Source organism: Pseudooceanicola endophyticus (assembly GCF_018760365.1).
Classification (GTDB): Bacteria; Pseudomonadota; Alphaproteobacteria; order Rhodobacterales; family Rhodobacteraceae; genus Pseudooceanicola; species Pseudooceanicola endophyticus.
Window position 1 is genome coordinate 356645 of the sequence record NZ_JAHIAB010000001.1, and the last position, 25846, is coordinate 382490.

Genomic DNA, 25846 nt, shown 5'->3' on the forward strand with positions numbered 1-25846 from the left:
AGGAGGGCCGCGGGAATGGCAGAGAAGGACAGCAATCTCGACGCCGCCCGCGCCTTCGTGGATTTCGGCATGGCGGAGCAGGCCGCCGGGCGGCGTGAAAGCGCCTCCGGCCCCGGGTCGGCGCTTGAGGCCGCCCGCCCGACGCTGGAGATGCTGGCGCGGGTGATCCCCGAACAGGGCATCACCTCGGTGCTGGACCTGGGCTGCGGCGACTGGAACTGGATGCGCCACCTCGGCCTTCCGCATGTTGGCGGCCAGCGCCTGCGCTACACCGGCTGGGAGGCCAGCGAGGCCCTTGTCAGCCAGCTTCAGGACCAGTTCGCCACCCCCGAGATCCGCTTCCGCCTGGGCGATCTGACCACCGAGCCCTTCCCCCAGACCGATCTGGTCATCCTGCGCGACGTGCTGTTCCACCTGCCCCAGGACATGGCGCTGCGCGTGCTGGCCCGGCTGCGCCGCACCACCCGCTTCCTGATCACCACCAGCTTCCTCGGGATGCCTGAAAACGAAGGCCTGAATGCCTATCTGACCATCGAGGGCTGGGGCTTTTACCCGATCAACCTGGCGCAACCGCCCTTCTCCCTCGCCCCCTTCCTGCTGGAAGCCCGGGCCGAGCCCCTCTGTTCGGCCCGGGGCCAGCCGCGCTTCGTCTGCCTGTTCCAGTTCCGCTGACAGGCCGCGCAGCCCGACCGACGACGACTTTCGAAAGGACCCCCCGATGTTCCAGAGCTTCGAGACCTCTGCCGCGCCCGAACAGGGCCCGCCGCGCCTGGCCGCCCTTCGGGCGGAGCTGAAGAAGCGCGGGCTGGATGCCTTCCTGGTGCCCCGTGCCGATGCCCATCAGGGCGAATATGTCGCCCCCTGCGATGAACGCCTGGCCTGGCTGACGGGCTTCACCGGCTCTGCCGGCTTCTGCCTGGTCACCGCAGAGCGTGCCGCCGTCTTCGCCGATGGCCGCTATACCGTGCAGGTGCGCGCCCAAGTCGCGCAGGAGTTCGAAAAGATCAACTGGCCCGCCACCTCGGTCGGGGACTGGGCCCGCGCCGTGCTGCCGCAGGGCGCCACCCTGGCCTACGACCCCTGGCTGCACAGCCATGCCGAGATCACCCGCCTGACCGGCCAGCTTTCGCCCGCGAAGATCCGCCTCGTGCCGGTCGAGGACAATCCGCTGGATGCGATCTGGCCCGACCGCCCCGCCCCGCCGATGGGCCCGATCGTGCCGCAGCCGCTGGAATTCGCCGGCGAACCCCATGCCGACAAATGCGCCCGCCTGGGCCGGGACATGGCCAAGCGCGGCCAGGTCGCCACGGTGCTGACCCTGCCGGATTCCATCGCCTGGCTGCTCAACATCCGTGGCTCGGACATTCCGCGCAACCCGATCCCCCATGCCTTCGCCATCCTCCATGCCGGCGGCGAGGTGACGCTGTTCGCCGAGGATGCGAAATGCGATGACCTGCTGATCGAGCACCTGGGCCCCGGTGTCACGCTGGAATCCCCCGCCGCCTTCGGCGCCGTGCTGGAGGCCCTGGCGAAAGAGGCCAGCGGCGCGATCCGCCTTGATCCCGGCTCCTGCCCGGTCTGGGTGGAGCAGCGCCTGTCGGGCGCCGTGCTGGCCTGGGAGGGCGATCCCTGCGTGCTGCCCAAGGCCTGCAAGAACGCCGCCGAACTGGCCGGCTCGCGCGAGGCGCATCTGCGCGACGCCGCCGCCATGTGCCATTTCCTGGCCTGGTTCGACGCCGCCAACCAGCCCACCCTGACCGAGATCGACTTGGTCACCCGGCTGGAAATCTTCCGCCGCGAGACTAACGCCCTGATGGAGATCAGCTTTGACACCATCGCCGGGGCCGGTCCGAACGGCGCCCTGCCGCATTACCACGTCTCCCGGGACAGCAGTCGCCAGCTGGAAAACGGCCAGCTGGTGGTGCTGGACAGCGGCGGCCAGTACCTTGACGGGACCACCGACATCACCCGCACCCTGCTGGTCGGCGACAGCGCCGGCCCCGAGGAGATCGCCGCCTATACCCGCGTCCTCAAGGGCATGATCGCGATCTCGCGGCTGCGCTTCCCGCAGGGGCTTGCCGGTCAGCACCTCGATGCGCTTGCACGCTACCCGCTGTGGCTGGCGGGGATGGATTTCGACCACGGCACCGGCCATGGCGTCGGCGCCTATCTCTGCGTCCACGAAGGGCCGCAGCGGCTCTCGCGGATGTCCGACGTGCCGTTCCGCCCCGGCATGATCCTGTCGAACGAACCCGGCTACTACCGCGAGGGCGCCTTCGGCATCCGCACCGAGAACCTGCTCGTGGTGCAGGAGGCCCCGGATCTGCCCGGCGCCGATCCCCGCCCGATGTATGCCTTCGAAACCCTCACCTGGGTGCCACTTGAACGCCGCTTGATTGACACCGCGCTGCTTGCCGCAGAGGAACGGGCCTGGATCGACGACTACCATGCCACATGCCGGGAAAAGGTCCGCCCGCGACTGGACGAAGTCACGGCTCTGTGGTTGGATCGCGCGACGGCCCCACTCTGAGACCGAAACCACAATCGCCCGCCCCGCGAGGGGCGGAGCGATGTTCCGCTGTTTGACATATGCATGACACAAAGGCGGGACAGAAAGGAGACCATGACAGGAACCCAATTCATGACCGACCTCTCGATCCGTGCCGCCGCCGGCACCTGGAGCGTGCGCGCCGGCGGTGCCGTGATCGCCGAAAGCCGCGCTGCCCTTGAACTGACCGAGGGCAATCTGCCCGACGTGATCTACTTCCCCCGCGAAGACGTCGCCATGGCCTTCCTGGATCCGGGCAGCCGCACCGGCCAGTCCGATGCCAAGGGCGAGGCGACCTTCTTCTCCATCGTGACGAAAAGCACGACGCTGCAGAACGCCGCCTATTCCTACGAGGCCCCGCAGCCCGGCTGCGAACGCCTGGCCGGCCACATCGCCTTCTACGCGACCGACCTGGTCAAGATCGAACGCATCTGACCGGAAGGGGTGCCCCCGCCCCTTTCATCTTTCCGAAAATATGCCCGCCGGAGGCTCCGCCGCGCAAGCGGCGGACCCGCCTCAGCTGTGCTCTTCCGCCGCCGTCGCGGCCAGCGCCTGGCTATAGGCGCGCAGCGCATCCACGTAGCGCACCGAACCGACGATCTTCGCCTCCTGCGCGGCCCCCGTGATCACCGGCAGCACCGTGGCCCCGCCATCCTCGCGCGTGCCTTCCGCCTCGAAGGCGGCAAAGACCGCTTCCAGCCGCGCATTCACGTCGATCACCCGGCCCTCCTCCCGCAGCGCCTCCAGCCCCGCCATGGCCGGGAAGCAGGCCTCTTCGGGCAGCTGCATCACGGCGCGCAGCGGGATCATGTCCATCAGGTATTCCTGCGGCCCCCGCGCCAGGTGCACGCCGCGCTTCTCGAGCTGGGTCAGGAAGAAACTGCGGTCCACCAGCTTCGACCCGATCGCGGTCGAGATCGACACCGTCACCATCACGTTCAGCGCCACCGCCCAGTCGCCGGTCAGTTCGAAGACGATCAGCGTGGTCGAGATCGGCGCGCCCAGCACCGCCGCCGCGACGCCCCCCAGCCCCGCCAGCGCATAAAGCGTCGGAGAGCCCGAGATCTCGGGGAAGACCGAGGTCGCGATCAGCCCGAAGGCCAGCCCGGTCAGCGCCCCCATCATCATCGACGGAGAGAAGATGCCGCCCCCCATGCGCCCACCCAGGGTGATCGCCACGGCGACCGCCTTGACCACAGCAAACAGGATCGCCGCCTTCAGGTCCAGATCGCCCGACAGCGCCCGCACGGTGGTCTCGTAGCCGACGCCGATGACATGGGGGAAGAAGATCGCGATGACGCCCAGCAGGGCGCCGGCCACCGTCGGGCGCAGCCAGCGCGGCATCCCGGTGCGCGCCTGCACCCGCGCCGCCACCTTGTCGGCCAGGAAGACCGAGCGCATCAGCGCCCCCGCCACCACGCCGCAGACCGCGCCCAGCAGCAGGAAGGCCGGCAGTTCCTCGTAGAATTGCAACAGAGAGGCGGTGGGCAGCACGAACTCGGTCACGTCGCCGAATTCCCACCGCGCCAGCACCGCACCGGCCACCGAGGCGATGGTGATCGGGGCGAAGGCATGGATGGCGAAGTGGCGCAGCACAACCTCCATGGCGAACAGCGCCCCCGAGATCGGCGCGTTGAACGAGGCCGAGACGGCAGCAGCCACCGCGCAGCCCAGCAGGTCGCGCCCGGTCAGACCGTCGGCGCGCAGCCGCGTCAGCACCCAGCTCGACATCACGGCGGCCATGTGCACCGCCGGCCCCTCGCGCCCGGAAGAGCCGCCCAGCCCCAGCGTCAGCAGCGAGGCCAGCGCCGAGGCGACGCCCGCCTTGCCCTCGACCCGGCCATTGTTGACGGCGGCGCCCTCGATCACGTCGGCGACCGAACGCGCCCGGCCATCGGGGGTGAAGAAATGCAGGATCAGCCCGACGATCAGCCCGCCCAGGATCGGGATGCACAGGATCAGGTACCAGGGCAGCTCGCCCGCGAAGGTATGGACGCGGTGGACGTCCTCGACCCCGTAGGCCAGGCGTTGCAGGAAGGCGATGGCCTTGCGGAACAGCAGCGTCGCGCCGCCGGCGGCAAAGCCGATGCCGAGGGCGATCACCCAGAACTGCATCTGGTTCGGCCCCCGGGTCCGCATCAGGTGCCACCAGGCGCGCAAGGCGCCCCCACCCGCCGCCCAGAATGTGGCGACCAGGTTGCGGCGTCCGTCTGCCATGGGGGCTCTCCGGGGGTTGTGGCGGGTTCGCCCCGTCTTAGGACAGCCGTCCGCTCGGGGAAAGGCCCCCTGCCCGAAGCCGGGCAGGGTTGCGGCCCCCGGGTGACACCGGCGGGCTCACTCTGCCGTGATCAGCCGCCGCGCGGCGGCGCGGGCCTCTTCGGTGATCGCATCGCCCGAGATCATACGGGCCAGTTCATCGACCCGCTGGTCCATCGACAGCGACCGCACGGTGGAAAGCGTCTTGCCGCCTTCCACGCGTTTGGACACCTGCCAGTGATGCGCCCCGCGCGCCGCCACCTGCGGCGAGTGCGTGACCACCAGAACCTGCCCCTGCCCCGCCAGATCGGCCAGCCTGCGGCCCACCGCATCGGCGGTGGCACCGCCGACGCCGCGGTCGATCTCGTCGAAGATCATCGTCATGGAAGAGGCATCGCGGGTCAGGCAGACCTTCAGCGCCAGCAGGAAGCGCGACAGCTCCCCGCCCGAGGCGATCTTGGCCAGCGGCCCCGAGGGCGCCCCGGGGTTGGTCGCCACGGTGAAGGAGACCTCGTCGCGCCCCTCCGGCCCCGGCTCTGCCGGGTCGACCAGCGTGGTGAAACGGGCGCGCTCCATCTTCAGCGGCGCCAGCTCGGCCTCCACGGCCATGTCCAGTTGCAACGCCGAGGTCCGCCGCGCGGCGGTCAGACGGCCCGCGACCTCGGCATAGGCGGCATCGGCCTGACGCGCGGCGCGCTCCAGCTCCTCGATCTGCGCCTCGCCGCTGTCGATGGCATCCAGACGGGTGCGCATGTCGCTGGCCAGCGTCGCCAGCTCGTCGGCCAGAACGCCGTGCTTGCGGGCCAGACCGCGCAGCGCGAACAGCCGCTCCTCGGTCGCCTCAAGCTCGAAGGGATCGAAATCCAGCGCCTCAAGGCAGCGCTCGACGCCATCCACGGCTTCGCCCAGCTCGTTCATGGCACGGACCAGCGCCGCGATGGGCGCATCAAGCTGCCCCGAGGTACCCTCGGCCGCGCCATCCAGCCAGCGCGAAGCATCGCCCATCGCACCCTCGGCCCCGTCGTTGCCAAGTGCCTGAAGGGCGCGGGAAATATCCTCGCGGACCCGCTCGGCGCCCTGCATCATGCGGCGTTTCGCGTCCAGCTCGGCCTCTTCGCCGGGCAGGGGCGCCAGCTTGTCGAGTTCGGTCATGGAATGGCGCAGGAATTCCTCTTCCTCGCCGGCGCGTTGCAGCGCGGCGCGGGCGGCATCCAGCTGCTTTTCGGCGGCGGTGCGGGCGCGCCAGGCATCGCGCACCTCCTGCTTGAGGGCGGCAAGCTCTCCGAAGGCATCCAGGATGGCGCGGTGCCCCGAGGCGTTCAGCAGGCCCCGGTCGTCATGCTGGCCATGCAGCTCGACCAGCGTGTCCGAGAGCCGCCGCAGCACCTCTCCGGAGGCGCGGCGGTCGTTGATCCAGGCGGTCTTGCGACCGTCGCGGGCATTGACCCGGCGCAGGATCAGCTCTGCCCCGCCGGGCAGCCCGGCATCTTCGAGGACCTGATGGGCGGGATGGCCTTCGGGCAGGTCGAACCAGGCGGTGACCTCGCCCTGGTCGGCGCCTTCGCGCACCAGGTCGGCGCGCCCGCGCCAGCCCAGCACGAAGCCCAGCGAATCCAGCAGGATGGACTTGCCCGCGCCGGTTTCCCCGGTGAGGACGTTGAGACCCGGCCGGAAATCCAGTTCCAGCCGGTCAATGATCAGAAGGTCGCGAATGTCGAGACCACGCAGCACGGGCATATTCTCCGGTCAGGGCGGCACCCGCGAAGGGTGCTTCGTGCCGGAGAATAGAACGAACCGTGACCTAAAGCCACTCACCCTTAACGGTTTGGCGATAGATCGCGCTGAGCCAGTTGTTGCCCGCCGGTTTCATCTCCAGACCCTTGTCGGTCAGCAGCTTGTAGGCGTGATCATACCACTCGGAAGAGCGGAAGTTGTGGCCCAGGATGGCGCCCGCGGTCTGTGCCTCGTCGGTCAGACCCAGCGACAGATAGGCCTCCACCAGACGCTCCAGCGCCTCCGGCGTGTGCGAGGTCGTCTGGAACTGCTCGACCACGGTGCGGAAGCGGTTGATGGCGGCGGCGAAGTGATCGCGCTTGAGGTAGTAGCGCCCGACTTCCATCTCCTTGCCGGCAAGGTGATCGAAGGCCAGGTCGAACTTCATCATCGCGGATTTCGCATAGGGGCTGCCCGGGTAACGCTCGATCACCTGGCGCAGCGCCTGCAGCGCCTGGAAGGTCAGACCCTGGTCGCGACCGACCTCGTCGATCTGGTCGTAGTAGGACAGCGCCAGAAGGTACTGGGCATAGGCCGCATCGTCATCGCTGGGATAGAAGTCCAGGAACCGCTGGGCCGCCTGGCGGCTCTCGTCGTAGTTCTTGGCCTTGTGCTGGGCGAAGGCCTGCATGATCAGCCCGCGCTTGGCCCAGTCCGAATAGGGATAGAGGCGCTCGATCTCGGCGAAATACTTGGCGCCGACGGCGTAGTGGTTCTTGCTGACCTCGTACTCACCGCGCTCGTAGATCTGATCGGCGGTAAAGTTCTCCATGGGGGTGTCGACGTTGTCGATACCCGGCGTCTTGTCCGTGCATGCCCCAAGAGACATGGCCAACAGGACCGCACCGGTCAGCCCCGATCGAAACCCGAAGCCTGTCATGCGTGCTCTCACCCCTTGTGATCTTGCCTGCGCGGTCAGGTTTCCCCGCGACCGCCCGCCGGTCCTAGCACAGATATTTCCGGGGCAAAACGTCTTAACGACCGCCCCACCTCACGAGGGCGGCAGAGTGCCGCCCATCCCGAAGCCCGCGGGTCAGCTGTTACGCGACGGCCGGAATTTCGTCCGACGTGACACCGGCGCCGGGCAGCAGGGCGGCCTGGGCACGGTCGATGGTCACGTAGCGATAGTTCGCCGGATCGGCGAAAAGCGCCCGCAGCAGCGTGTTGGTCAGCGAGTGACCGGCGCGGATCCCTTCGTAGCGGCCCAGGATCGGGGCACCCGCCATGTAGAGATCGCCAAGCGCGTCCAGCATCTTGTGGCGCACCGGCTCGTCCGAATGGCGCAGGCCGCCGGGGGTCAGGATCTGATCGCCGTCGACGACCACGGCATTCTCCAGCGTGCCGCCCAGGGCCAGGCCCTGCTCGCGCAGCGCGTCGACTTCCCAGTTGCGGCAGAAGGTGCGGCTGTCGCAGAGCTCGCGCACGAAGGCGCCGTTCTTCATGGTCAGGGTGCGGGTCTGATGCCCGATGGCGGCCTCGTCGAAGTCGATCTCGAAGGCGATCTCCAGCATCGGGGCGGGCTTCAGCCGCGCCGTCGCCTGGCCGTTCGACACCTCGACCTCGCGCAGGATCTCGATCGCCTGATGCGGGGCGTGCTGTGCGGCAAGGCCACGGGCCAGAATGCCGCGCACGAAGGGGGCCGAAGAGCCGTCGAGGATCGGAACCTCGGGGCCGTCGATCTCCAGCAGGGCGTTGGAGATGCCGCAGCCCGAAAGTGCGGCCATGACATGTTCGACGGTCGAGACGGAGGCGCCGGCGGCATTGACCAGACGGGTGCACAGCGGCGTGCGCTCCACCAGGTCCCAGCGGGCGGGCAGCAGCGAATCCCCAAGGGCGATGTCGGTCCGGCGGAAACGGATCCCGGTCCCAGGGGCAGCGGGGCGGATCGTCAGGTTGGCCGGAAGACCGGAGTGCAGACCGGTCCCGTTGAACGTCACAGGCGCCTTGATCGTATGTTGCATCGCGTTACTTCCCATCCGGATCCGTCGGGATCCCTCATCCGGCCCGCGGCCGGGCTGCGTCTTTCCAGTCGGGGGCGTTGGTGGCGGCATCCTGCGGCCTGGCCCGGTGATCATCCGGGGCCCGCGCCATCGGCGCTCAGGGTCCCGTGATGTCGCGCAAAAGTTCCTGCGCGTTAAGTTGATCTTTAGGTAAAAGCCCCTGCCCCGGATCTCAACTCACGCTTTGCAACGCATTGCAACAGCGCCCCGAAACTGGGCGAGATGCCGCGAAAGTCTGTAACAAAGAGTCACAAAAGCCGTACAAATGCGAAATGGCCGCCCCGAAGGACGGCCATTTCCCGAAATTTCAGAGGCTTGCGATGCCTCGCCCGGATCAGTTTGCCTGACGACGCAGGAAAGCGGGGATCTCGATCCGGTCCTGATCGGGGTCCTGGGCCGGGGCCGCGCGACGGGCGGTCTGGGCCTGCGGGTCCTGGTAGGCACCCCCCTGAGGCGCGCGCGGCGGCTCGACCTTGGCGCGCGGAGCGGCCGGCGCGGGCTGCTGGCCACGGGCCGGGGCCTGCCCATGATCGGAATGCCCGGTCATGCGGTTGATCAGGGAGTTGATGCCGAAGCGCGACTTCTCCTGCGCCGGCTGGGTCTCCGTCCGACGGCCATTGCTCTGGACCGTCTGCGCGCGTTCCTGCACCTCGCGGTTGGTCTTGCCGATGGCGGCCTTCAGGCGGGCCATGGTCTCGGGGCTGGGCTCACCGGCACGGCGCGGCATGGCGGCCTGCTCGTAGCCCTGTTCCTCGACCACCTCGTTGCGGGTCGCAGCCGGGCGCGGCTGGTAGGCCGGCGGCGGCAGCTCGGTGCCCTGGCCGCGCGGCGCGGGGGCCTGCGGACGGGCCTGCTGGGCGGCGGCACGGGCCGCGAAGACATTCGCGGTGACCGAGTTCTGCGGCGCTTCGCCCCCGAAGAGGTTCGGCGCATTGTCCATGTCCTCTTCCTGGTGCATCTGGCCACGCTGCGGCGCCTGGGCGGCCGGGGCCGGCTGCTGGCGCGTCATTGCGGGCTGCTGCACCGGCGCGGGCTGGGGCTCGGGTTGCGGCTTGTGACCGACCGACTGCTCCACTTCCTCTGCCGAACGCAGCGGCTCGGCCAGCGAGCGGCGCGGCTGCGGCATGGGCTGGGCATTGTCGGTGGCGTCGATGCCGGTCGCAACGACCGAAACGCGCATCCGGCCTTCCATGGTTTCGTCCAGGGTCGAGCCGACGATGATGTTGGCGTCCGGATCCACTTCCTCGCGGATGCGGTTCGCGGCTTCGTCCAGTTCGAACAGGGTCAGGTCGTGGCCGCCGGTGATGTTGATCAGCACGCCCTTCGCACCCTTGAGCGAGATCTCGTCCAGCAGCGGGTTGGCGATCGCCTTCTCGGCGGCCTGCAGGGCGCGGGTCTCGCCGTCGGCCTCGCCGGTGCCCATCATGGCCTTGCCCATCTCGTCCATCACGGCGCGCACGTCCGCGAAGTCGAGGTTGATCAGGCCCGGACGGACCATCAGGTCGGTCACGCCCTTGACGCCCTGGTAAAGCACGTCATCGGCCAGAGAGAACGCCTCGGTGAAGGTGGTCTTCTCGTTCGCGAGGCGGAAGAGGTTCTGGTTCGGGATGATGATCAGCGTGTCGACCATCTTCTGCAGGGCTTCGACGCCGGCTTCCGCCTGGCGCATCCGCTTGGCGCCTTCGAACTGGAAGGGCTTGGTCACGACGCCGACGGTCAGCACGCCCAGCTCACGCGCGGCCTGCGCAATGATCGGGGCCGCACCGGTGCCGGTGCCGCCGCCCATGCCGGCGGTGATGAAGCACATGTGCGAGCCGGCGAGGTGATCGACGATCTGCTCGATGCTCTCTTCGGCGGCGGCTGCACCGACCGAGGGGCGGGCGCCGGCACCAAGGCCTTCGGTGACCTTCACGCCCAGCTGGACGCGGGCCTGCGCATGGCTTTGCTGCAGCGCCTGGGCGTCGGTGTTCGCGACGACGAACTCGCACCCTTCCAGCTGTTTCTCGATCATGTTGTTCACGGCGTTGCCGCCGGCGCCACCCACACCGAAGACCGTGATGCGGGGTTTGAGCTCTTCTCCCTGCCCGGGGACGCTGAGGTTCAATGTCATCGAATTGTCCGCCTGTGATCCTGTCCCGGTTGACCGGGGTTTGTTCTGCCTATCGCTTTAAAGTCTAGCGCGTTTGCCCTGTTTCGTCACCCCGTCCGATGCAAATTACACCAGATATGGAAGGGGTCGGAGGTGGGTTCGCAGCATTCCGCCGACCCCACCTCATCTTGCGGTCACCAGTTGTCCCGGAACCACCGGACCGCCCGTTTCAGGGAGCGGGCCGGATACCTGTCGGCGGGAAGGTCGAAATCCCACCACTCGTCCTGCGGGTGTGCCGCATAGAGGCACATCCCCACCGCCGAGGCGAAGGCCGGTCCGGTCGCCGCCTGCGGCAGGCCATGCACGCGCAGCGGACGGCCCAGACGGACCTGCTGCCCAAGAATGCGGCTGGCCAGCCCGTCGAGGCCGGGGATCTGGCTGGCGCCGCCGGTCAGGACGATCTGCTGGTTCGGCATATGCTCGAATCCGGCGGCATCGAGGCAGTGGCGCACCTCTTCCAGGATCTCCTCGACTCGGGGGCGCATGACTCCGATCAGCTCGGCGCGGGTGACGGTTCGGCGGTCGTGCTCGTAATCGCCGGTCTCGCCGCCGATCTCGATGCGCTCGCGGTCATCCATGCCGGTGGCGACGACGCCGCCGTAGAAGGTTTTCAGCCGTTCGGCATTGGACATCGGGATCTTCAGCGCCATCGAGATGTCGCCGGTCACATGGTCGCCGCCCATGCGCACGGTGTCGGCGTAGATCATGTGCTTCTTCATGAAGATCGACAGGCTGGTGGTGCCGCCGCCCATGTCGATGCAGGCCGCGCCCAGCTCCTGCTCGTCCTCGACCAGGCAGGAGATGCCGGTCACATAGGCCGAAGAGGCCACGCCGGCGAGTTCAAGGTCGCAGCGGTTCACGCAATGCGCGAGGTTCTGGATGGTGGCGGCCTCGACGGTCAGCATGTGCACGTCGGTCGCCAGATGGGCGCCGATCTGACCGCGCGGATCGGTCAGACCCGAGCGGTGATCCAGCGCGAAGTTCACCGGATGGGCATGGAGCACCTCGCGGCCCTCGCCGTAATCGGGCACGTCGCAGGCCGCCAGCACGCGACCGACATCCTGTTCGCTGACCACGTCGCCGGTCACCTCGACCTCGCCGGTCAGGCCATAGCTGCGCGGACCGGCGCCGGAGAAGCAGGCGATCACGTGATCGACCCGGACTTTCGCCATCTTCTGGGCATTCTGCAGAACGGTACGGATCGCGCGCTCGGTCTCGGGCATCGAATCGATCTCGCCGAAGCGGACCCCGCGCGAGCGCGTGGTGGCGACCCCGATCACCCGGAAACCGGCCTGTCCGGCCAGCGACCCGACCCCGTCCCCGATATCGGCATGCTGCTGGGTCGGATCGAAGCGCAGCACGAGGCAGGCGATCTTCGACGTCCCCACATCCAGCACCGCGACGACGCCCCTTTGAAGCGCCGCCTTGCGCATGTTCCGCATGGCCCTTTGGCTCTGGTAAAACTCCATTCTGCTGCCCCTGTTTCCCCTGTCCGTCCCGGACACCTGCCTGTTTCTCGTTACTGTTGGGCCGCGGGCCTGTAACCGCGGCCGTCTCACTCGTTATTTCTTGGTCTGGTTCTGGAAGTCGCGGATGCGCTGCCATTCCTCGATCGCATCGGGCGCCACGCGGATCGTGGGCCGGGCGGGAAGGCGCATGTCCACCACCGTGATGTCGCGCGCCAGAAGATCCTGCGCCTGGTTCAGCGCCAGCACGCGTTCCAGCGCCTGCACCGGCTTGGTCTCGGGCAGGAGAATGCGCTGATTGCGGTCCAGCACCAGGTCCCAGCGGCGTTCGCCGATCCGTTCGATGCCACGCACCCGGGCGGCCACCGGCTGGGCCGCGTGCAGGATGTCCAGCGCCTCGGGGACGGCCTTGTTGGCCCCTGCCCCGGCGATCAGCGGCAGATCCGAGCGGTCGGTGCGCAGCCCGACGCTGCCGGTCACTTCGCCCTTGTCGTCGATCACCGACAGCCCGCTGCGGGTCCGCCACACGGCCACCGGCACGCGTTCGGTCACCACCACGTCCAGCACGCCACCGCTGGCCTTGTGCAGCGCGGCGGAGGCCACCGGCGGCAGCGCCTCGATCTGGGCGCGCAGCGCATCCAGATCCAGACGGAAGGAAGAAGTCGGTTTCTCAAGCCCGACGATATCGCGCACCTTGGCCGCAGTCTCGTCGGAAGCGCCGGTGATCTGGACGTCGTGCACCATGAACTGGGGACGGTCCTCGAAGGCCTGTTTCCAGCTTTCGACCTGCTGCACCAGCGCCTCGCGGCGGGTTTCGCTGGCCAGCCAGATGCCGGCGATCAGCGCCACCACCAGCAACGGCAGCAGCACCCGCAGGAAGAACCGGAACGCCGGGCTGAGCATGAGCCGCTGCATCCGCCAGCTCCAGCGCGAAGGCGCCGGATCATGCCGCGCTTTGCGGCGACTGGCGGTCAGCGGGGTCACCGTTCGCACGAGGCATCCTCCACCAGCCATCGGCACAGCTGGCCGAAGCTGATCCCGCGGGCCGCCGCATGTTCGGGCGCCAGAGAGGTCGGTGTCATGCCCGGCTGCGTGTTGGTTTCCAGCAGGAAGATCCCATCGACGCCCTTGCTGTCATCCCAGCGGAAATCGGTGCGCGACACGCCCCGGCAGCCCAGCACCTCATGGGCGCGGCGGGCATAGTCGAGGCAGGTCTCGGCGATCTCCTCGGGGATCTCGGCGGGACAGACATGGGTCGATCCGCCGGGGGCATACTTCGCGGTGTAGTCGTACCAGCCCGAGGTGAAGATCTCGGTCACGCAGAGCGGCCGGTCGCCCATCACCGATACCGTCAGCTCGCGTCCGGGCAGATAGGCCTCGACCATCAGCGTCTCGGGCATCTCGGGGGCCAGTTCGGGCGGGCCATTGCTGCCCTCGGTCACGATATAGACCCCGACCGAGGAGCCCTCGTTATAGGGTTTCACCACATAGGGCGGGGCCATCACGTGGCCGGCGGAAATCTCGGAGCGGGAAGCGATGCGGCTTTCCGCCACCGGCAGGCCGGCAAAGCGGAACAGCGCCTTGGAGCGTTCCTTGTCCATCGCCACCGCAGAGGCCAGAACGCCGGAATGCGTATAGGGGATGCGCAGCCATTCCAGGATACCCTGGACGCAACCGTCCTCTCCCCAGCGGCCATGCAGGGCGTTGAAGACGACATCAGGGGCGATTTCCGTGAGTCGCGCCGCAAGGTCCGGTCCCGCGTCCAGCGTGACGACCTCGTATCCCTCGTCCCGGAGAGCGGCGGCGCATTCGCGACCACTGGCCAGCGACACCTCGCGCTCAGCCGAGGGGCCACCCTTTAGCACCACCACTTTCGGGGATGTCCTGCCCGACATTCCCACGATCACTGCCTCGTTTTCAGGGCCTCTCGGCCCCCACCTTTAATATGCCCGGGCCTGTACCGACCCTTGGGCGCCTTTTCGGATACATGCCGGCGGAAGTCCGGCAATGATCCTAACTGGTACCATCATGCGCCGGGTCAAGGGCCGGTGTCTCCGACGCCGGCTCCCCGAGGCGCATAATTTCCCACTGTAGCTCAATTCCGCTTATTTCATATACCCTTTTTCGCACTTCCTCACCCAGAGCTTCAAGCTCTGCGGCGGTGGCGGTGCCGGTATTGATCAGGAAATTGGAGTGCTTCTCGCTCATCTGCGCGCCGCCCAGACGGGCCCCGCGCATCCCCGCATCGTCGATCAGCTTCCACGACTTCAGGTCATGCACGTCGTCGGCCCGCCCGGTCGAGGAAAAGCCCGCCGGGTTGCGGAAGGTCGACCCCGCCGAACGATCCTTGACCGGCTGCGTCGCATCGCGCCGCGCCAGCTGGTCCGCCATCCGCGCGGCCAGCTCTGCGGGATCGCCGGGCTGCCCCTCGAAGGTGGCGCGGGTCAGCACCCAGCCCTCCGGCAGGCCGGTCTGGCGATAGGCGAACTGCATGTCCTGCGCGCTCAGCGTGACCACCCTGCCCTCCCGGGTCACGGCGCGGGCCTCGACGAAGATGTCCGCCGTGTAGGTGCCATAGCAGCCCGCGTTCATCCGCAGCGCCCCCCCGACCGATCCGGGAATGGTGCGCAGGAAAGTCAGGTCGACGCCGGCCTCTGCCGCCTTGCGGGCAACATGGGCATCCAGCGCCGCCGTGCCCGCTGTGACCCGCATCCCCTCGACCGAAATGTCGTTGAAGCCGCGCCCGAGACGGATCACCACGCCGCGCAGCCCGCCGTCGCGCACGATCAGGTTCGACCCCACGCCCATCGGGAAGACCGGCACATCGGGATCAAGCTGGCTCAGGAACTGCACCAGGTCGTCCTCATCCGCCGGCTGAAACAGCCATTCGGCCGGGCCGCCGACGCGCAGCCAGGTCAGCGCGGACAGCTCTCGTTCGGCCGTGAGGCGGCCCTTGATGGCGATCTGGTCAGGACGGGGCATGGTCTCTCCTTCGGTGCGAAGGGATAGCTAGCCTCCGGCCCCCTGCCAAGCAAGGGGGTGCGGCATCGGCGAAGCCCCGCCCGGGACCCGATCTGCCCCCCGCACCTGGGCCGCTGATCTGTCGAGAGGTCATGGCCCGTTCAGGCCGAATGGGTCGAAGGCGCCGCCTCGCCCTCGGGCGGAAGACGGCGTGCCCGGCCCAGCGGCCAGCGCAGCACCAGCGCCCCCAGCAGCAGCATCGCGAGGCCCAGCCAGGGGCCGTGCTGAAGGGTAATATAGCCAAGGCAGGGGATGCCGACGGCGATCAGGGCCAGGCGCCCGATCTCGGCGTGTCGCTGAACAGGCACGAGGGCCACGGCATTGCCGCAGACCACCCAGAACAGGACAATCAGGAAGGATTCCATTGTGCGCTCTGCCTCCTACACCGTCCGTTGGTCCGCCAAAACATTATAGGTCCTGCATACAGGTTTTTCCCTACCTGTTGCGCTTTTGCACAAGCTACTCACAACACACCGCGTCTACAACAAATTTTCTGTGGATATGTAACGTTGACCGGCATTTTCAACAGCTGGTCTCAATTGAAATGGGCGCCACGGTGAAACTCACCGCAGCGCCCATGTTTCCAAGGCTTTCGCGGCCCGATTATTCGGCGGCGCGGGCGGTTTCCAGGCGCTCGGGAAGTCGATTCGCCCAGGCCGAGATGGTCCCCGCCCCCAGGCAGACCACCATGTCGCCGGGATGGGCCTGCTCGCGTACCAGGCGCTCCAGGTCGTCCTCGCAGGTCAGGGCGCGGGCGTGGCGATGACCGTGGCGGATCAGCCCGGCCACCAGATCATCGCGCGAGGCGCCTTCGATCGGGTCCTCCCCGGCGGAATAGACCTCGGCGATGGCGACCACGTCGGCCTCGTTGAAGCAGGCGCAGAAATCATCGAACAGCGTGTGCAGGCGCGAATAGCGGTGCGGCTGGTGCACGGCGATCACCCGACCCTCGGTCGCCTGGCGGGCGGCCTTGAGGACGGCGGCGATCTCCACCGGGTGGTGGCCATAATCGTCGATGATGGTGACACCGTTCACTTCGCCCACGCGGGTGAAGCGCCGCTTCACGCCGCCGAAATTCGCCAGTGCGGTGCGGATCTCCTCGGCCTTCATGCCGAGATGACGCGCCACGGCGACGGCGGCCAGCGCGTTCGAGACGTTGTGATCGCCGGGCATCGGCAGGGTGCAGCCCTCGATCACCTGCCCTTCGGCCTGCAGCGCCACGTCGAAATGGGCGATGCCCTTCTCGTAGCGCAGGTTGATCGCGCGCACGTCGGCCTGGGCGTTGAAACCGTAGGTGACGACGCGGCGGTCGGTGATCTTGCCGACCAGCGCCTGCACCTCGGCGTGATCGGTGCAGCAGACCGCGACACCATAGAACGGGATGTTCGACACGAAATCCAGGAAGCCCTTGCGCAGCGTGTCGAAATCGCCCCAGTGATCCATGTGCTCGGGGTCGATATTGGTGACGATGGCAATGGTCGCGGGCAGACGGTTGAAGGTGCCGTCGCTCTCATCGGCCTCGACCACCATCCATTCGCCCAGGCCCACCCGCGCGTTCGAGCCATAGGCGTGGATGATGCCGCCGTTGACCACGGTCGGGTCCAGCCCGCCGGCATCCAGCAGCGTTGCCACCATGGTCGTCGTCGTGGTCTTGCCGTGGGTCCCGGCAATCGCAACGTTGGATTTCAGCCGCATCAGCTCGGCCAGCATCTCGGCGCGGCGCACCACGGGCAGGCCACGGCGGCGGGCCTCGTCCAGCTCGGGGTTGCCTGGCTTGATCGCGGAGGAAATCACCACGACCTCGGCGTTTTCAAGGTTCTCGGCGCGCTGCCCCTCGAAGATCTCGGCGCCGAGACCGGCCAGACGGTCGGTGATCGGCGAACGCTTCAGGTCGGATCCCTGCACGGTGTAGCCGTGGTTCAGCAGCACCTCGGCGATGCCGGACATGCCGATGCCCCCGATGCCGACGAAATGAATCGGCCCCACGTCCTGGGGCAGCTTTGTTGCGGCAGCGTTCACGTCACTTGTCCTTCTCGGTCTTGCGCTCGGCCAGGGCCTCGACCATGTCGGCGAGGGTTTCGGCCGCATCCGGGCGCCCCTGAGAGAGCGCCGCGCGCGCCATCTGCTCCGCGCCCTGCGGATTGTCCAGAACCAACGCGATCTGCTCTGAGAGGGTTTCCGCCGTCAGCTGATTTTCCGGGATCATGATCGCGGCGCCGGCCTCGACCAGGCCACGGGCATTGGCGGTCTGGTGATCCGAGGCAGCGGCGGCGAAGGGCACCAGGATTGCCGGGCGCCCGATCACCGACAGATCCGCCACGGTTGAGGCGCCGGAGCGGGTGATCACCAGCTGCGCCTCCGAGAGCCGTGCGGGCACGTCGTGGAAGAAGGGCTGGACATCGGCACTGATACCCTTGCCCTCGTAGAAGGCGGTGACGCGCTCCAGATCCTCGGGACGGGCCTGATGGCTGATGCGGACATATTGCAGCAGCTCGGGGCGCAGGCCGGCAATCGCCTCGGGCACCACGTCCGAGAGGATGCGCGCGCCCTGGCTGCCGCCCATGATCAGGATCGACATCGGGTAGGCCCCCGGCGCGATATAGGCAGCCCCGGCGCGTTCATGCACGGCAGCGCGCACCGGGTTTCCGGTGGCCACGCCCTCGACCCCCTGCGGCAGGGTGGTCGGCCAGGTGCCGCAGGCGACGCGGTCGACCTTCTTCGCGAACAGCTCGTTCACGCGGCCCAGCACGCCGTTCTGTTCGTGGATCATGCGGGGGATCTTCAGCAGGGTCGAAGCCGCCATCGCCGGGATCGCCGGATAGCCGCCAAAGCCCACCACGGCGGCGGGACGTTCCCGCATCATCCGCCCGACGGCGGCCAGCACGCCCCCGGCGATACGCAGCGGCACACCGGCCTTCGCGATCAGCCCGCCGCGCGCGAAGGTCGCCGAGGACAGCTCCTCGACCTCGACCGCCGCAGGGAAACCGCCAGCATAGCGGGCACCGCGGGCATCGGTCGAAAGACGGACCCGCCAGCCACGGGCCAGCATCTGCTCGGCCAGGCTTTGCGCGGGGAACATGTGGCCGCCGGTGCCCCCGGCGGCAATCACCAGAAGCGGTGCATTGCGGTTCATGAACGTCCCTCGCGTGCGCGCCCGGCCAGCATCTGGCCGATCTCGTTCTGCGGACGCGAACGGGTCAGCGCCAGCAGCATCCCCACCAAAAGCCCGCCCGCGATCAGCGAGGAGCCCCCGTAGGAGACGAAGGGCAGCGTCATGCCCTTGGCCGGCAGAAGGCGCACCGCAACGCCCATGTTGATCATCGCCTGCACCCCGAAGACCGAGGCCAGCCCGGTCCCCGCCAGACGGATGAAGGGATCGCGTTCCTTCATCAGCCGCGAGAAGCTGCGCAGCACCACCGAGGCGTAAAGCGCGATGATGATCAGCACCAGGATCAGGCCGTATTCCTCGGCCGCCACGGCGATGATGAAGTCGGTATGGGCATCGGGAAGGTTCATCTTCACCGTCCCCTCGCCGACGCCGACGCCGAAGAAGCCGCCCTCGCGGATGGCGTTCGCCGCATAGCCCAGCTGGGTCGTCGGATCGACCTCGGGGTTCAGGAAGCCGTCGATGCGGCGGGCGAAGTGGTCGGAATTCTCGTAGGCGAAGAAGCCGCCGACGCTGACCAGGCCCGCGATCGCCACCAGCAGCAGCATTGGCGCCCCGGCGACGAAATACATCACCCCCCAGCCGAACAGGATCAGGCTGGCCTGGCCGAAGTCCGGCTGCATGACCAGGATGCCGACGATGATCACCATCAGCCCGAAGGAGAACATCTTGCCCGGCGGGCCGTTGATCTCCTGCGCGGCGGCCATCAGCCAGGCGGCGGTGACGATGAAGACCGGCTTCATGAACTCCGAGGGCTGCACCGAGGCGATGCCCAGAGAATACCACCGGATCGCCCCCTTGCCGAAGTCGGTGCCCAGCACCGGCAGCAGCGCCAGCGCCGCAAAGGCCGCGAAGAAGCCCAGCACGCCGAAGCGGCGCACCCGGTTCGGCGACATCAGCGAGGCGCCGAACATCGCCGCCAGCGCCAGCACCGCGAACATCGCCTGGCGCTCAACGTAGTAGAAGGGGGGAAGCCCGTTGCGCTCGGCCAGCGGCGGAGATGCCGCAAAGCCCAGCAGAAGTCCCATGCCGAAGAGACCGAGCACGCAGCCCAAAGTCACCTTGTCGACCGTCCGCCACCATTTCGGGATGACGGGTTCGCCGTCCCGAGCCGGGATGGCGCCGTAAACCATCTCAGTCATAGATCGTCCGCCTGATGTGCCTCATCTGCCCCGGGAGTGACCGGGATGCCCCTTTTCGGGATCTGCCCCAAAGACTAGCTCAGATCCCCCCACTCGGCCAGCAAGAATACGTTACTCCGGCATTGTGCAATTGCCGGAAGCCTGTAACCTTCCCGCGACGCGTCCAGGACCGGGCCCGGAACCAGACCAGGGACCAGGGACCAGGCCAAGGACCACGCGGCGCGTCCGTCAATTTGATCACCATCGCCTTCACGAGGTTTCCATGCCCATCGATCCGCTTGCTCCGGATGAACATGCCGCAGGCCCGCTGGCCCTGCACCCGTTCAGCCTGAACCGCCTGCGCCTGTACCGCCGCTTTGCCGTGCCGCGCGCCACGCTTTTCGACGCCCTGCACGATGCGGCGCTGATGCCCGACTGGCTGGGCACCCCGGACCGCCCGCTGCGCGAGGCGCGCGTCGCCCTGCATCCGGGCGGCAGCACCCGGCTCTCCTGGGGGCCCGGAGAGGGCGTGACCCTGACCTATCAGGATGTCGAGCTGCCGGGCCGCACCGTGCATTCCGAGGTCGGTGACACCGACACCACCGGCGGGCCGGTGCTGGTCACCACGCTGGTCCTGCCCTGGGCCGGCGGCAGCCTGCTGACGCGCGAGTTCTGGTACCAGGACGAGGCCGCCCGCGATGCGCTGCTGGCCTCCGACATGGCCGCCACGCTGGAGGCCGGCTATGCCCGCCTCGAAGCGCTGCTGGGCACCCGCGCCAAGGCTGCCTGAGCCTTCGGGTTTCGCTTGCACAAAGCCGCGCCCTGCCCCATGGCAGGGCGCATGACTTTCGACACGATCATCCTCGGAGCCGGGGCCGCGGGCCTCATGTGTGCCGCCCATTGCGGCGGGCGCGTGCTGGTCATCGACCATGCGAAACACCCCGGAGAGAAGATCCGCATCTCGGGCGGCGGGCGGTGCAATTTCACCAACACCGGCACCGGGCCCGCGAACTTCCTCTCGGCCAACCCGCATTTCGCCAAGTCCGCGCTGGCCCGCTACACGCCCTGGGATTTCGTCTCGCTGGTCTCCGAACACGGCATCGCCTGGCATGAAAAGACGCTGGGCCAGCTGTTCTGCGACGACAAGGCCACCCAGATCGTCGAGATGCTGACGGGCCTGCTGCGCAAGGCAGGCGCGGAGCTGGCACTGGAAAGCACCGCCGAGGACATCCGCGCGACCCCCGGCGGGGGCTATGCGCTGACCCTGCTGCGCGCAGGGCGCCGCCAGACGCTTGCGGCACGGCGCCTCGTGGTGGCCACCGGCGGCAAGTCGATCCCGAAGATGGGCGCCACCGGCCTGGCCTACGACATCGCGCGCCAGTTCGGGCTGAACGTCACCGAGACCCGCCCGGGCCTGGTGCCCCTCACCTTCCCCGAGGGCCGCTTCGCCGCCCTCTCGGGCACCGCCCTGCCCGCCCGCGTCCAGGCCGAGGGGCCCGCCTTCCCCGAGGCGCTCCTGTTCACCCATCGCGGCCTCTCGGGCCCGGCGATCCTGCAGGCTTCCTCCTACTGGCGCGAGGGCGAAAGCATCACGGTCAATCTCTCGCCCGCAGCCGATCCCTTCACCCGCCTGCGCGCCCAGCGGCAGGAGGCCGGGCGCAAAAGCCTGACCCGCAGCCTCGACGCGCTGCTGCCCTCGCGCCTGTCGGATTTCCTGAGCCAGGACTGGGGCCTGAAGGGCAACCTCGGCGATCAGTCCGACCGCGCCCTGCAAGACCTCTCGCAGCGCCTCACCGGCTGGCAGCTCACCCCCGGCGGATCCGAGGGCTACCGCACCGCCGAGGTCACCCTGGGCGGCATCGACACGGACGCGCTGAACTCCCAGTCGATGGAGGCCAAGACCCAGCCGGGCCTGCATTTCATCGGCGAATGCGTCGACGTGACCGGCTGGCTCGGCGGCTACAACTTCCAGTGGGCCTGGGCCTCGGCCATGGCCTGCGCCCGAGCGATCAAGGGGGCCTGAAGGCCCCCGGGGCGATCAAGGGGGCCCGAAGCCTCCCGAGGCGATCAAGGGGGCCCGAAGCCCCCAGGGGCGATCAAGGGGGCCTGCAGCCCCCGCCCCTCAGGCCAGCGCCTGCACCCGGGCAACGAAATCGTCGCCGCGCTTCTCGAAACTGTCATACTGGTCGAAGCTTGCGCAGGCGGGGGCCAGCAGCACCGTGTCGCCGGCCTCGGCCTCGGCATGGGCGCGGGCCACGGCCGTGCCCATGTCGCCGCAGATCTCGACCTCGATCCCCTTCAACTGCATGGCGACATGCGCGGCCTCGCGGCCGATCACGTAGGCCTTGCGGACCTCTGCGGCATCCGACAGCAGCGGCGCCACGCCGCCTTCCTTCTCCAGCCCGCCGCAGATCCAGCGGATCTTCCGGAAGGCCCGCAGCGCCTGGCGGGCACTGTCGACATTGGTCGCCTTGCTGTCGTTCACATAGGCCACGCCAGCGATCTCGGCGATCTTCTGGCTGCGGTGCGGCAGACCGGCAAAGCTCTTCAGCGCCGCCTCGATCTGGCGCGGCCCCATGCCGAGGCTGCGCGCCACCGCGTAGGCCGCGCAGGCGTTCTGGTGGTTGTGTGCCCCGGGCAGCCCGGAGATCTCGCGCAGGTCGATGGCGCCGACCTGCCGGCCCTTGCGATATTCTGCCAGGAAGCCCTTCTTGGCAAAGACCAGCCAGCCCGGCCCCGAAAGCTTGCCTGCCGAGGACACCCGGATCACCCGGTCATCCCCCGGCCCGACCGACAGCTGGTTGGCCAGGAAGCGCCCCTCGACCTCGTCCACGCCGATCACGCAGCGATCCGGGCCGCCTTCGGCAAACAGCCGACGCTTGGCCGCGAAATAGCCCCCCGGCCCGCCGTGGCGGTCCAGGTGATCGGGCGAAAGATTGGTGAAGACCCCGACATCCGGCGTCAAAGCGCGCGCCAGCTCGGTCTGGTAGGACGACAACTCCAGCACCACGATGCCGCCATCGCCGGGCGGGTCGATATCCAGCACGCCGCGCCCGATATTGCCGGCTAGCTGCACCTCGCGCCCCGCCTCGCGCAGCACATGGGCAATCAGCGCCGAGGTCGTCGACTTGCCGTTCGAACCGGTCACCGCCACCACCTTCGGCGGCTGCTCCATCATCGCCCAGTCGGCCCCCGCAAGAGAACGGAAGAACAGCCCGATGTCGTTATCGACCGGCACACCCGCCGCCAGCGCCTCGGCAATCGCCGGATGCGGCGCCGGGTAAAGATGCGGGATCCCCGGAGATGTCACCAGGCAGGCCAGGTCCGCGCAGCCCCCGGGCTTCGCAAAATCGCGCAGCGCCACGCCCTCGGCCGCCGCAAGCTCGCCCGCGCGTGCCCCGTCATCCCAGACCACGACCTCTGCCCCACCGGCCTGCAGCGCACGGATCGTCGCGATCCCGGAGCGTCCCAGCCCCAGTACCCCGACCACCTGACCTTCGAACCCCCGGACCGGAATCATACCTGTACTCCTGTAACTTGCGCCCCGACACTGCCCCTGCCAGGCATCCGGTTGCAACCGCCTCCGGCGGGCATATTTGGGGAAAGATGAAACAGCGGGCCAGGACCCATTTTCTTGTTTCAAATACCTCGGGGGAGTCTTCCACAGGAAGACGGGGGCAGCGCCCCCGCGCGCGCCAGCCTCAGGAGGCGGTCTCGCCGCGCAGTGCCGCCTCGCCCAGCAGCACGCCCTCGGCATTGAGGTCCGTCATCACGGTCATCAGCTTCGAGAGCGCCTTGTACATCGTCTTGCGCTCGCCCGCGGTCAGTTTCTCCAGCAGGAATTTCTGCCGCGCCCGGCCCACGTGCAGAACTTCCTCCCCGATCCGGCGGCCTTCCTCGGTCAGCTCGAAGATGGCACGGCGCGCATCCTTGGGATCGGTCCCCTTGCGCAGGAAGCCCCGGTCCACCAGCGCCGCTGCCGCGCGGCTGATCTGCGCCCCGTCCAGCAGCAGTTTCTCGCAGATCTCGCCGTAGGACAGCGGGCCCGAGTTCACCAACCGGGCCAGCACCCGCCCCTCGGCGAAGGTCAGCTCGTAATAGCGGGCGAAATAGCGCGTGATGTTGCGGTTGAACTCTCCCGCCAGCATCGCGATCCGATAGGTCAGGTAGTCCTCATGCGACATGGCATCATAGTCCGGACCCTCCTTGGATTCTTCCAGAAAGTCGGGCATGGGCCAGTAGAGATGGCTCTTGGGCATGGTGATGGCATCCTGAACTCGCAACATGCGCAGGGTATCCGCAAGTGCTTGATGTGTCAAACAACCTGCGCAATCCTGCGCCCCATCCGCACCGAAATGCCACGGGAACGCTCCCCTAGCCCGCCGCGCGGCAAATGGAAACCCCGCCCGGGCCCGGCACACCTGCCTGCGCAGGCCCTCGCCGCCCCTCCGGCTTTTTCCGTTGACCGCTGCGGCGCAAGCGGGCACAGGAATGCCATGTCGATCTACAAGATTTTCCGCCGCGAGGAATGGGATGCGCTCTGCGCCGAGGGACAGACCCTGGGCGCGCCCATCGACCTGCAGGACGGTTTCATCCACTTCTCGACCGCCGAACAGGCCGCCGAGACCGCTGCAAAGCATTTCGCCGGCCAGGACGGGCTGGTGCTGGCGGCCTGCGACCCCGACCAGCTGGGCGACCGGCTGGCATGGGAACCCTCCCGCGGCGGCGCGCTCTTCCCGCATCTCTACAGGGCCCTCGCCCGCACGGAAGTCCTCTCCGTCTGGGACCTGCCGCTGCGCGACGGGCGCCACGTTTTCCCGGACGAGATCCAGTGACATCCTCCTCCCTGCCCCGGACCGGCGCCCTGGCGCGCACGGTGGAACGCGCCGGCCTGCTGGCCCTGCACCGCTGCGATCCCGAACGTGCCCACGCGCTCTCGATCGCCGCCCTGCGTGCGGGCCTCGTGCCCCTGCCCGGCCCGCTCACCACCCCGCGCCTGGCCTGTTCGCTGGCCGGCATCGATCTGGCGAACCCGCTGGGCCTGGCCGCCGGCTTCGACAAGAACGCCCAGGCGCTGCATCCGCTGTCCCGGGCCGGCTTCGGCTTCCTCGAAGTCGGCGCCGCGACGCCCCGCGCCCAGCCCGGCAATCCCCGGCCCCGCCTGTTCCGGCTGACCGCCGACCGGGCCGTGATCAACCGCTTCGGCTTCAACAACGAGGGCATGGAGGCCATTGCCGCCCGCCTGGCAGCCCGTCCGCGCGATGCGGTCCTGGGGCTGAACCTCGGCGCCAACAAGGACAGCGCCGACCGGGCACAGGATTTCCGCGACGTGCTCGCCCATTGCGGCGCGCATCTCGACTTCGCGACGGTCAACGTCTCCTCCCCCAACACCGAGAAGCTGCGCGACCTCCAGGGCAAGGCCGCCCTCTCGGCGCTGCTTGCCGGCGTGCTCGACACCCGCGACAGCCTGCCCCGCCGGATCCCCGTCTTCCTCAAGATCGCCCCCGATCTCGATGCCGAAGGGCTGGCCGACATTGCCGCCGTGGCCCGCGACAGCGGCATCGACGCGGTGATCGCCACCAACACCACGCTGGAACGCCGCGGCCTGAACGATCCCCAGGGTCCCGAGGCCGGCGGCCTCTCCGGCGCCCCCCTGTTCGAGAAATCGACCCGCGTCCTGGCCCGCCTGTCCGAACTGACCGAGGGCAAGGTCCCGCTGGTCGGCGTCGGCGGCATCAGCTCGGGCGCCCAGGCCTACGAGAAGATCCGCGCCGGCGCCTCGGCGCTGCAACTCTATTCCGCGCTGGTTTACGGCGGCCTCTCGCTGGTGCCGACCATCCTGCGGGACCTCGACGCTCTGCTGGCCCGCGACGGTTTTTCCACCCTGGCCGAAGCGGTCGGCACCGGACGGAAGGACTGGCTGTGATCACCCTCTGGCACAACCCGAAATGCTCCAAGTCGCGCGCCGCCCTCGCCCTGCTTGAGGCCAGCGGCCAACCGTTCGAGGTCCGCCGCTACCTCGACACCCCGCCCGACCTCGCAGAGCTGCGCGCGCTGCACGCCCGGCTCGGCGGCCCGCTCACCGCCATGGTCCGCATGAAGGAACCGCTCTTCCGGGACCTCGGCCTAGGCCGAGACAGCGATGACGAAACCCTCCTGAAGGCGCTGGCCGAAAACCCCCGCCTGATCGAACGCCCGGTGGCGATCCGGGGCGAAAGGGCCGTCATCGGCCGCCCCCCCGAGGCCATCGAAAGCCTGCTCTGAGCCACGGCCTCCCCGTCATCTGGCCGAAAATATCCCGGGGGAGTCTTCCGCAGGAAGACGGGGGCAGCACCCCCTCGCCCCC

Annotated in this window: 23 protein-coding genes; 8 read left to right on the forward strand and 15 right to left on the reverse strand. The window is 68.4% G+C overall.

Annotation, left to right across the window (positions count from 1 at the left end; genetic code table 11):
- The first annotated feature begins 15 nt into the window (after window positions 1-15).
- From KM176_RS01750 to KM176_RS01760, 3 genes are all read left to right on the forward strand, one after another.
- Window positions 16-672: a class I SAM-dependent methyltransferase gene (locus KM176_RS01750; protein WP_160892089.1), complete on the forward strand. Its 657-nt coding sequence runs from the start codon at window positions 16-18 to the stop codon at window positions 670-672.
- 46 nt (window positions 673-718) lie between these two features.
- Window positions 719-2530: an aminopeptidase P family protein gene (locus tag KM176_RS01755; protein ID WP_160892091.1), complete on the forward strand. Its 1812-nt coding sequence runs from the start codon at window positions 719-721 to the stop codon at window positions 2528-2530.
- 111 nt (window positions 2531-2641) lie between these two features.
- Window positions 2642-2983 carry a DUF427 domain-containing protein gene (locus KM176_RS01760; protein WP_160892537.1) on the forward strand — a complete coding sequence of 114 codons (342 nt, stop codon included), beginning with the start codon at window positions 2642-2644 and terminating at the stop codon, window positions 2981-2983.
- An 81-nt stretch (window positions 2984-3064) separates the two neighbouring features.
- Here KM176_RS01760 and KM176_RS01765 read toward each other — a convergent pair whose 3' ends face one another.
- The 13 genes from KM176_RS01765 to ftsW form a co-directional block, all read right to left on the reverse strand.
- Window positions 3065-4765, reverse strand: coding sequence for a chloride channel protein (locus tag KM176_RS01765; protein ID WP_160892093.1), 1701 nt, complete (start codon window positions 4763-4765; stop codon window positions 3065-3067).
- Window positions 4766-4882: 117 nt separating this feature from the next.
- A complete protein-coding gene (gene recN / locus KM176_RS01770; RefSeq protein WP_160892095.1) occupies window positions 4883-6535 on the reverse strand; it encodes a DNA repair protein RecN in 1653 nt (550 codons plus the stop codon).
- 70 nt (window positions 6536-6605) lie between these two features.
- Complete coding sequence (locus KM176_RS01775; protein WP_160892097.1) at window positions 6606-7457, reverse strand: outer membrane protein assembly factor BamD; 852 nt, start codon at window positions 7455-7457, stop codon at window positions 6606-6608.
- 160 nt (window positions 7458-7617) lie between these two features.
- Window positions 7618-8538, reverse strand: a complete 921-nt coding sequence (gene lpxC, locus KM176_RS01780; protein WP_160892099.1) for a UDP-3-O-acyl-N-acetylglucosamine deacetylase — start codon at window positions 8536-8538, stop codon at window positions 7618-7620.
- 373 nt (window positions 8539-8911) lie between these two features.
- Window positions 8912-10687 (reverse strand): cell division protein FtsZ, encoded by a 1776-nt coding sequence (gene ftsZ, locus KM176_RS01785; RefSeq protein ID WP_160892101.1) that lies wholly within the window; start codon window positions 10685-10687, stop codon window positions 8912-8914.
- A gap of 173 nt (window positions 10688-10860) precedes the next feature.
- Window positions 10861-12195 (reverse strand): cell division protein FtsA, encoded by a 1335-nt coding sequence (ftsA, locus tag KM176_RS01790; protein WP_160892103.1) that lies wholly within the window; start codon window positions 12193-12195, stop codon window positions 10861-10863.
- Window positions 12196-12288: 93 nt separating this feature from the next.
- On the reverse strand, window positions 12289-13176 hold the full coding sequence (locus tag KM176_RS01795; RefSeq protein WP_311136131.1) for a cell division protein FtsQ/DivIB: 888 nt from the start codon (window positions 13174-13176) through the stop codon (window positions 12289-12291).
- The gene (locus tag KM176_RS01800; protein ID WP_202397711.1) at window positions 13173-14087 is read right to left on the reverse strand and encodes a D-alanine--D-alanine ligase; all 915 of its coding nucleotides are present in this window, start codon (window positions 14085-14087) and stop codon (window positions 13173-13175) included. Before KM176_RS01800 ends, KM176_RS01795 begins: the two co-directional genes overlap by 4 nt.
- A gap of 118 nt (window positions 14088-14205) precedes the next feature.
- Window positions 14206-15174 carry a UDP-N-acetylmuramate dehydrogenase gene (gene murB / locus KM176_RS01805; protein ID WP_160892107.1) on the reverse strand — a complete coding sequence of 323 codons (969 nt, stop codon included), beginning with the start codon at window positions 15172-15174 and terminating at the stop codon, window positions 14206-14208.
- A gap of 140 nt (window positions 15175-15314) precedes the next feature.
- Window positions 15315-15578, reverse strand: coding sequence for a DUF2484 family protein (locus KM176_RS01810; protein WP_160892109.1), 264 nt, complete (start codon window positions 15576-15578; stop codon window positions 15315-15317).
- 238 nt (window positions 15579-15816) lie between these two features.
- Window positions 15817-17232 carry a UDP-N-acetylmuramate--L-alanine ligase gene (murC, locus tag KM176_RS01815; RefSeq protein WP_160892111.1) on the reverse strand — a complete coding sequence of 472 codons (1416 nt, stop codon included), beginning with the start codon at window positions 17230-17232 and terminating at the stop codon, window positions 15817-15819.
- Between the two features lies 1 nt (window position 17233).
- Window positions 17234-18346: an undecaprenyldiphospho-muramoylpentapeptide beta-N-acetylglucosaminyltransferase gene (gene murG, locus KM176_RS01820; protein ID WP_160892113.1), complete on the reverse strand. Its 1113-nt coding sequence runs from the start codon at window positions 18344-18346 to the stop codon at window positions 17234-17236.
- Window positions 18343-19521: a putative lipid II flippase FtsW gene (ftsW, locus tag KM176_RS01825; protein ID WP_160892115.1), complete on the reverse strand. Its 1179-nt coding sequence runs from the start codon at window positions 19519-19521 to the stop codon at window positions 18343-18345. Before ftsW ends, murG begins: the two co-directional genes overlap by 4 nt.
- 262 nt (window positions 19522-19783) lie before the next feature.
- On the opposite strand from ftsW, the gene KM176_RS01830 reads away from it, so the two are divergent.
- Window positions 19784-20290, forward strand: coding sequence for an SRPBCC domain-containing protein (locus tag KM176_RS01830; RefSeq protein ID WP_160892117.1), 507 nt, complete (start codon window positions 19784-19786; stop codon window positions 20288-20290).
- Window positions 20291-20341: 51 nt separating this feature from the next.
- A complete protein-coding gene (locus tag KM176_RS01835; protein ID WP_160892119.1) occupies window positions 20342-21523 on the forward strand; it encodes a BaiN/RdsA family NAD(P)/FAD-dependent oxidoreductase in 1182 nt (393 codons plus the stop codon).
- Between the two features lie 99 nt (window positions 21524-21622).
- Here the strand turns inward: KM176_RS01835 and murD are convergent, their stop codons facing one another.
- Window positions 21623-23020 (reverse strand): UDP-N-acetylmuramoyl-L-alanine--D-glutamate ligase, encoded by a 1398-nt coding sequence (murD, locus tag KM176_RS01840; RefSeq protein WP_160892121.1) that lies wholly within the window; start codon window positions 23018-23020, stop codon window positions 21623-21625.
- 181 nt (window positions 23021-23201) lie between these two features.
- Window positions 23202-23786, reverse strand: coding sequence for a MarR family winged helix-turn-helix transcriptional regulator (locus tag KM176_RS01845; protein ID WP_160892123.1), 585 nt, complete (start codon window positions 23784-23786; stop codon window positions 23202-23204).
- Window positions 23787-23996: 210 nt separating this feature from the next.
- Between KM176_RS01845 and KM176_RS01850 the strand changes: the two genes are divergently transcribed.
- Genes KM176_RS01850 through arsC form a run of 3 tightly spaced genes read left to right on the forward strand, consistent with a single transcriptional unit; the run spans window position 23997 to window position 25764 of the window.
- Complete coding sequence (locus tag KM176_RS01850) at window positions 23997-24335, forward strand: DUF952 domain-containing protein (protein ID WP_160892125.1); 339 nt, start codon at window positions 23997-23999, stop codon at window positions 24333-24335.
- Window positions 24332-25426, forward strand: coding sequence for a quinone-dependent dihydroorotate dehydrogenase (locus KM176_RS01855; RefSeq protein ID WP_311136132.1), 1095 nt, complete (start codon window positions 24332-24334; stop codon window positions 25424-25426). The genes KM176_RS01850 and KM176_RS01855 overlap by 4 nt, the downstream gene beginning before the upstream one ends.
- On the forward strand, window positions 25423-25764 hold the full coding sequence (gene arsC, locus KM176_RS01860) for an arsenate reductase (glutaredoxin) (protein WP_311136133.1): 342 nt from the start codon (window positions 25423-25425) through the stop codon (window positions 25762-25764). The genes KM176_RS01855 and arsC overlap by 4 nt, the downstream gene beginning before the upstream one ends.
- Window positions 25765-25846: the final 82 nt, after the last annotated feature.

Coding starts and splice junctions, on each gene's coding strand:
- murB (WP_160892107.1), bottom strand. CDS start 15,174: ATGCCCCGTCCTGACCAGATCGCCATCAAGGGCCGCCTCACGGCCGAA.
- lpxC (WP_160892099.1), bottom strand. CDS start 8,538: ATGCAACATACGATCAAGGCGCCTGTGACGTTCAACGGGACCGGTCTG.
- KM176_RS01760 (WP_160892537.1), top strand. CDS start 2,642: ATGACCGACCTCTCGATCCGTGCCGCCGCCGGCACCTGGAGCGTGCGC.
- KM176_RS01845 (WP_160892123.1), bottom strand. CDS start 23,786: ATGTTGCGAGTTCAGGATGCCATCACCATGCCCAAGAGCCATCTCTAC.
- ftsW (WP_160892115.1), bottom strand. CDS start 19,521: ATGACTGAGATGGTTTACGGCGCCATCCCGGCTCGGGACGGCGAACCC.
- KM176_RS01750 (WP_160892089.1), top strand. CDS start 16: ATGGCAGAGAAGGACAGCAATCTCGACGCCGCCCGCGCCTTCGTGGAT.
- KM176_RS01835 (WP_160892119.1), top strand. CDS start 20,342: ATGACTTTCGACACGATCATCCTCGGAGCCGGGGCCGCGGGCCTCATG.
- KM176_RS01850 (WP_160892125.1), top strand. CDS start 23,997: ATGTCGATCTACAAGATTTTCCGCCGCGAGGAATGGGATGCGCTCTGC.
- KM176_RS01810 (WP_160892109.1), bottom strand. CDS start 15,578: ATGGAATCCTTCCTGATTGTCCTGTTCTGGGTGGTCTGCGGCAATGCC.
- KM176_RS01765 (WP_160892093.1), bottom strand. CDS start 4,765: ATGGCAGACGGACGCCGCAACCTGGTCGCCACATTCTGGGCGGCGGGT.
- ftsA (WP_160892103.1), bottom strand. CDS start 12,195: ATGGAGTTTTACCAGAGCCAAAGGGCCATGCGGAACATGCGCAAGGCG.
- KM176_RS01755 (WP_160892091.1), top strand. CDS start 719: ATGTTCCAGAGCTTCGAGACCTCTGCCGCGCCCGAACAGGGCCCGCCG.
- murG (WP_160892113.1), bottom strand. CDS start 18,346: ATGAACCGCAATGCACCGCTTCTGGTGATTGCCGCCGGGGGCACCGGC.
- KM176_RS01800 (WP_202397711.1), bottom strand. CDS start 14,087: ATGTCGGGCAGGACATCCCCGAAAGTGGTGGTGCTAAAGGGTGGCCCC.
- KM176_RS01830 (WP_160892117.1), top strand. CDS start 19,784: ATGCCCATCGATCCGCTTGCTCCGGATGAACATGCCGCAGGCCCGCTG.
- KM176_RS01775 (WP_160892097.1), bottom strand. CDS start 7,457: ATGACAGGCTTCGGGTTTCGATCGGGGCTGACCGGTGCGGTCCTGTTG.
- murD (WP_160892121.1), bottom strand. CDS start 23,020: ATGATTCCGGTCCGGGGGTTCGAAGGTCAGGTGGTCGGGGTACTGGGG.
- ftsZ (WP_160892101.1), bottom strand. CDS start 10,687: ATGACATTGAACCTCAGCGTCCCCGGGCAGGGAGAAGAGCTCAAACCC.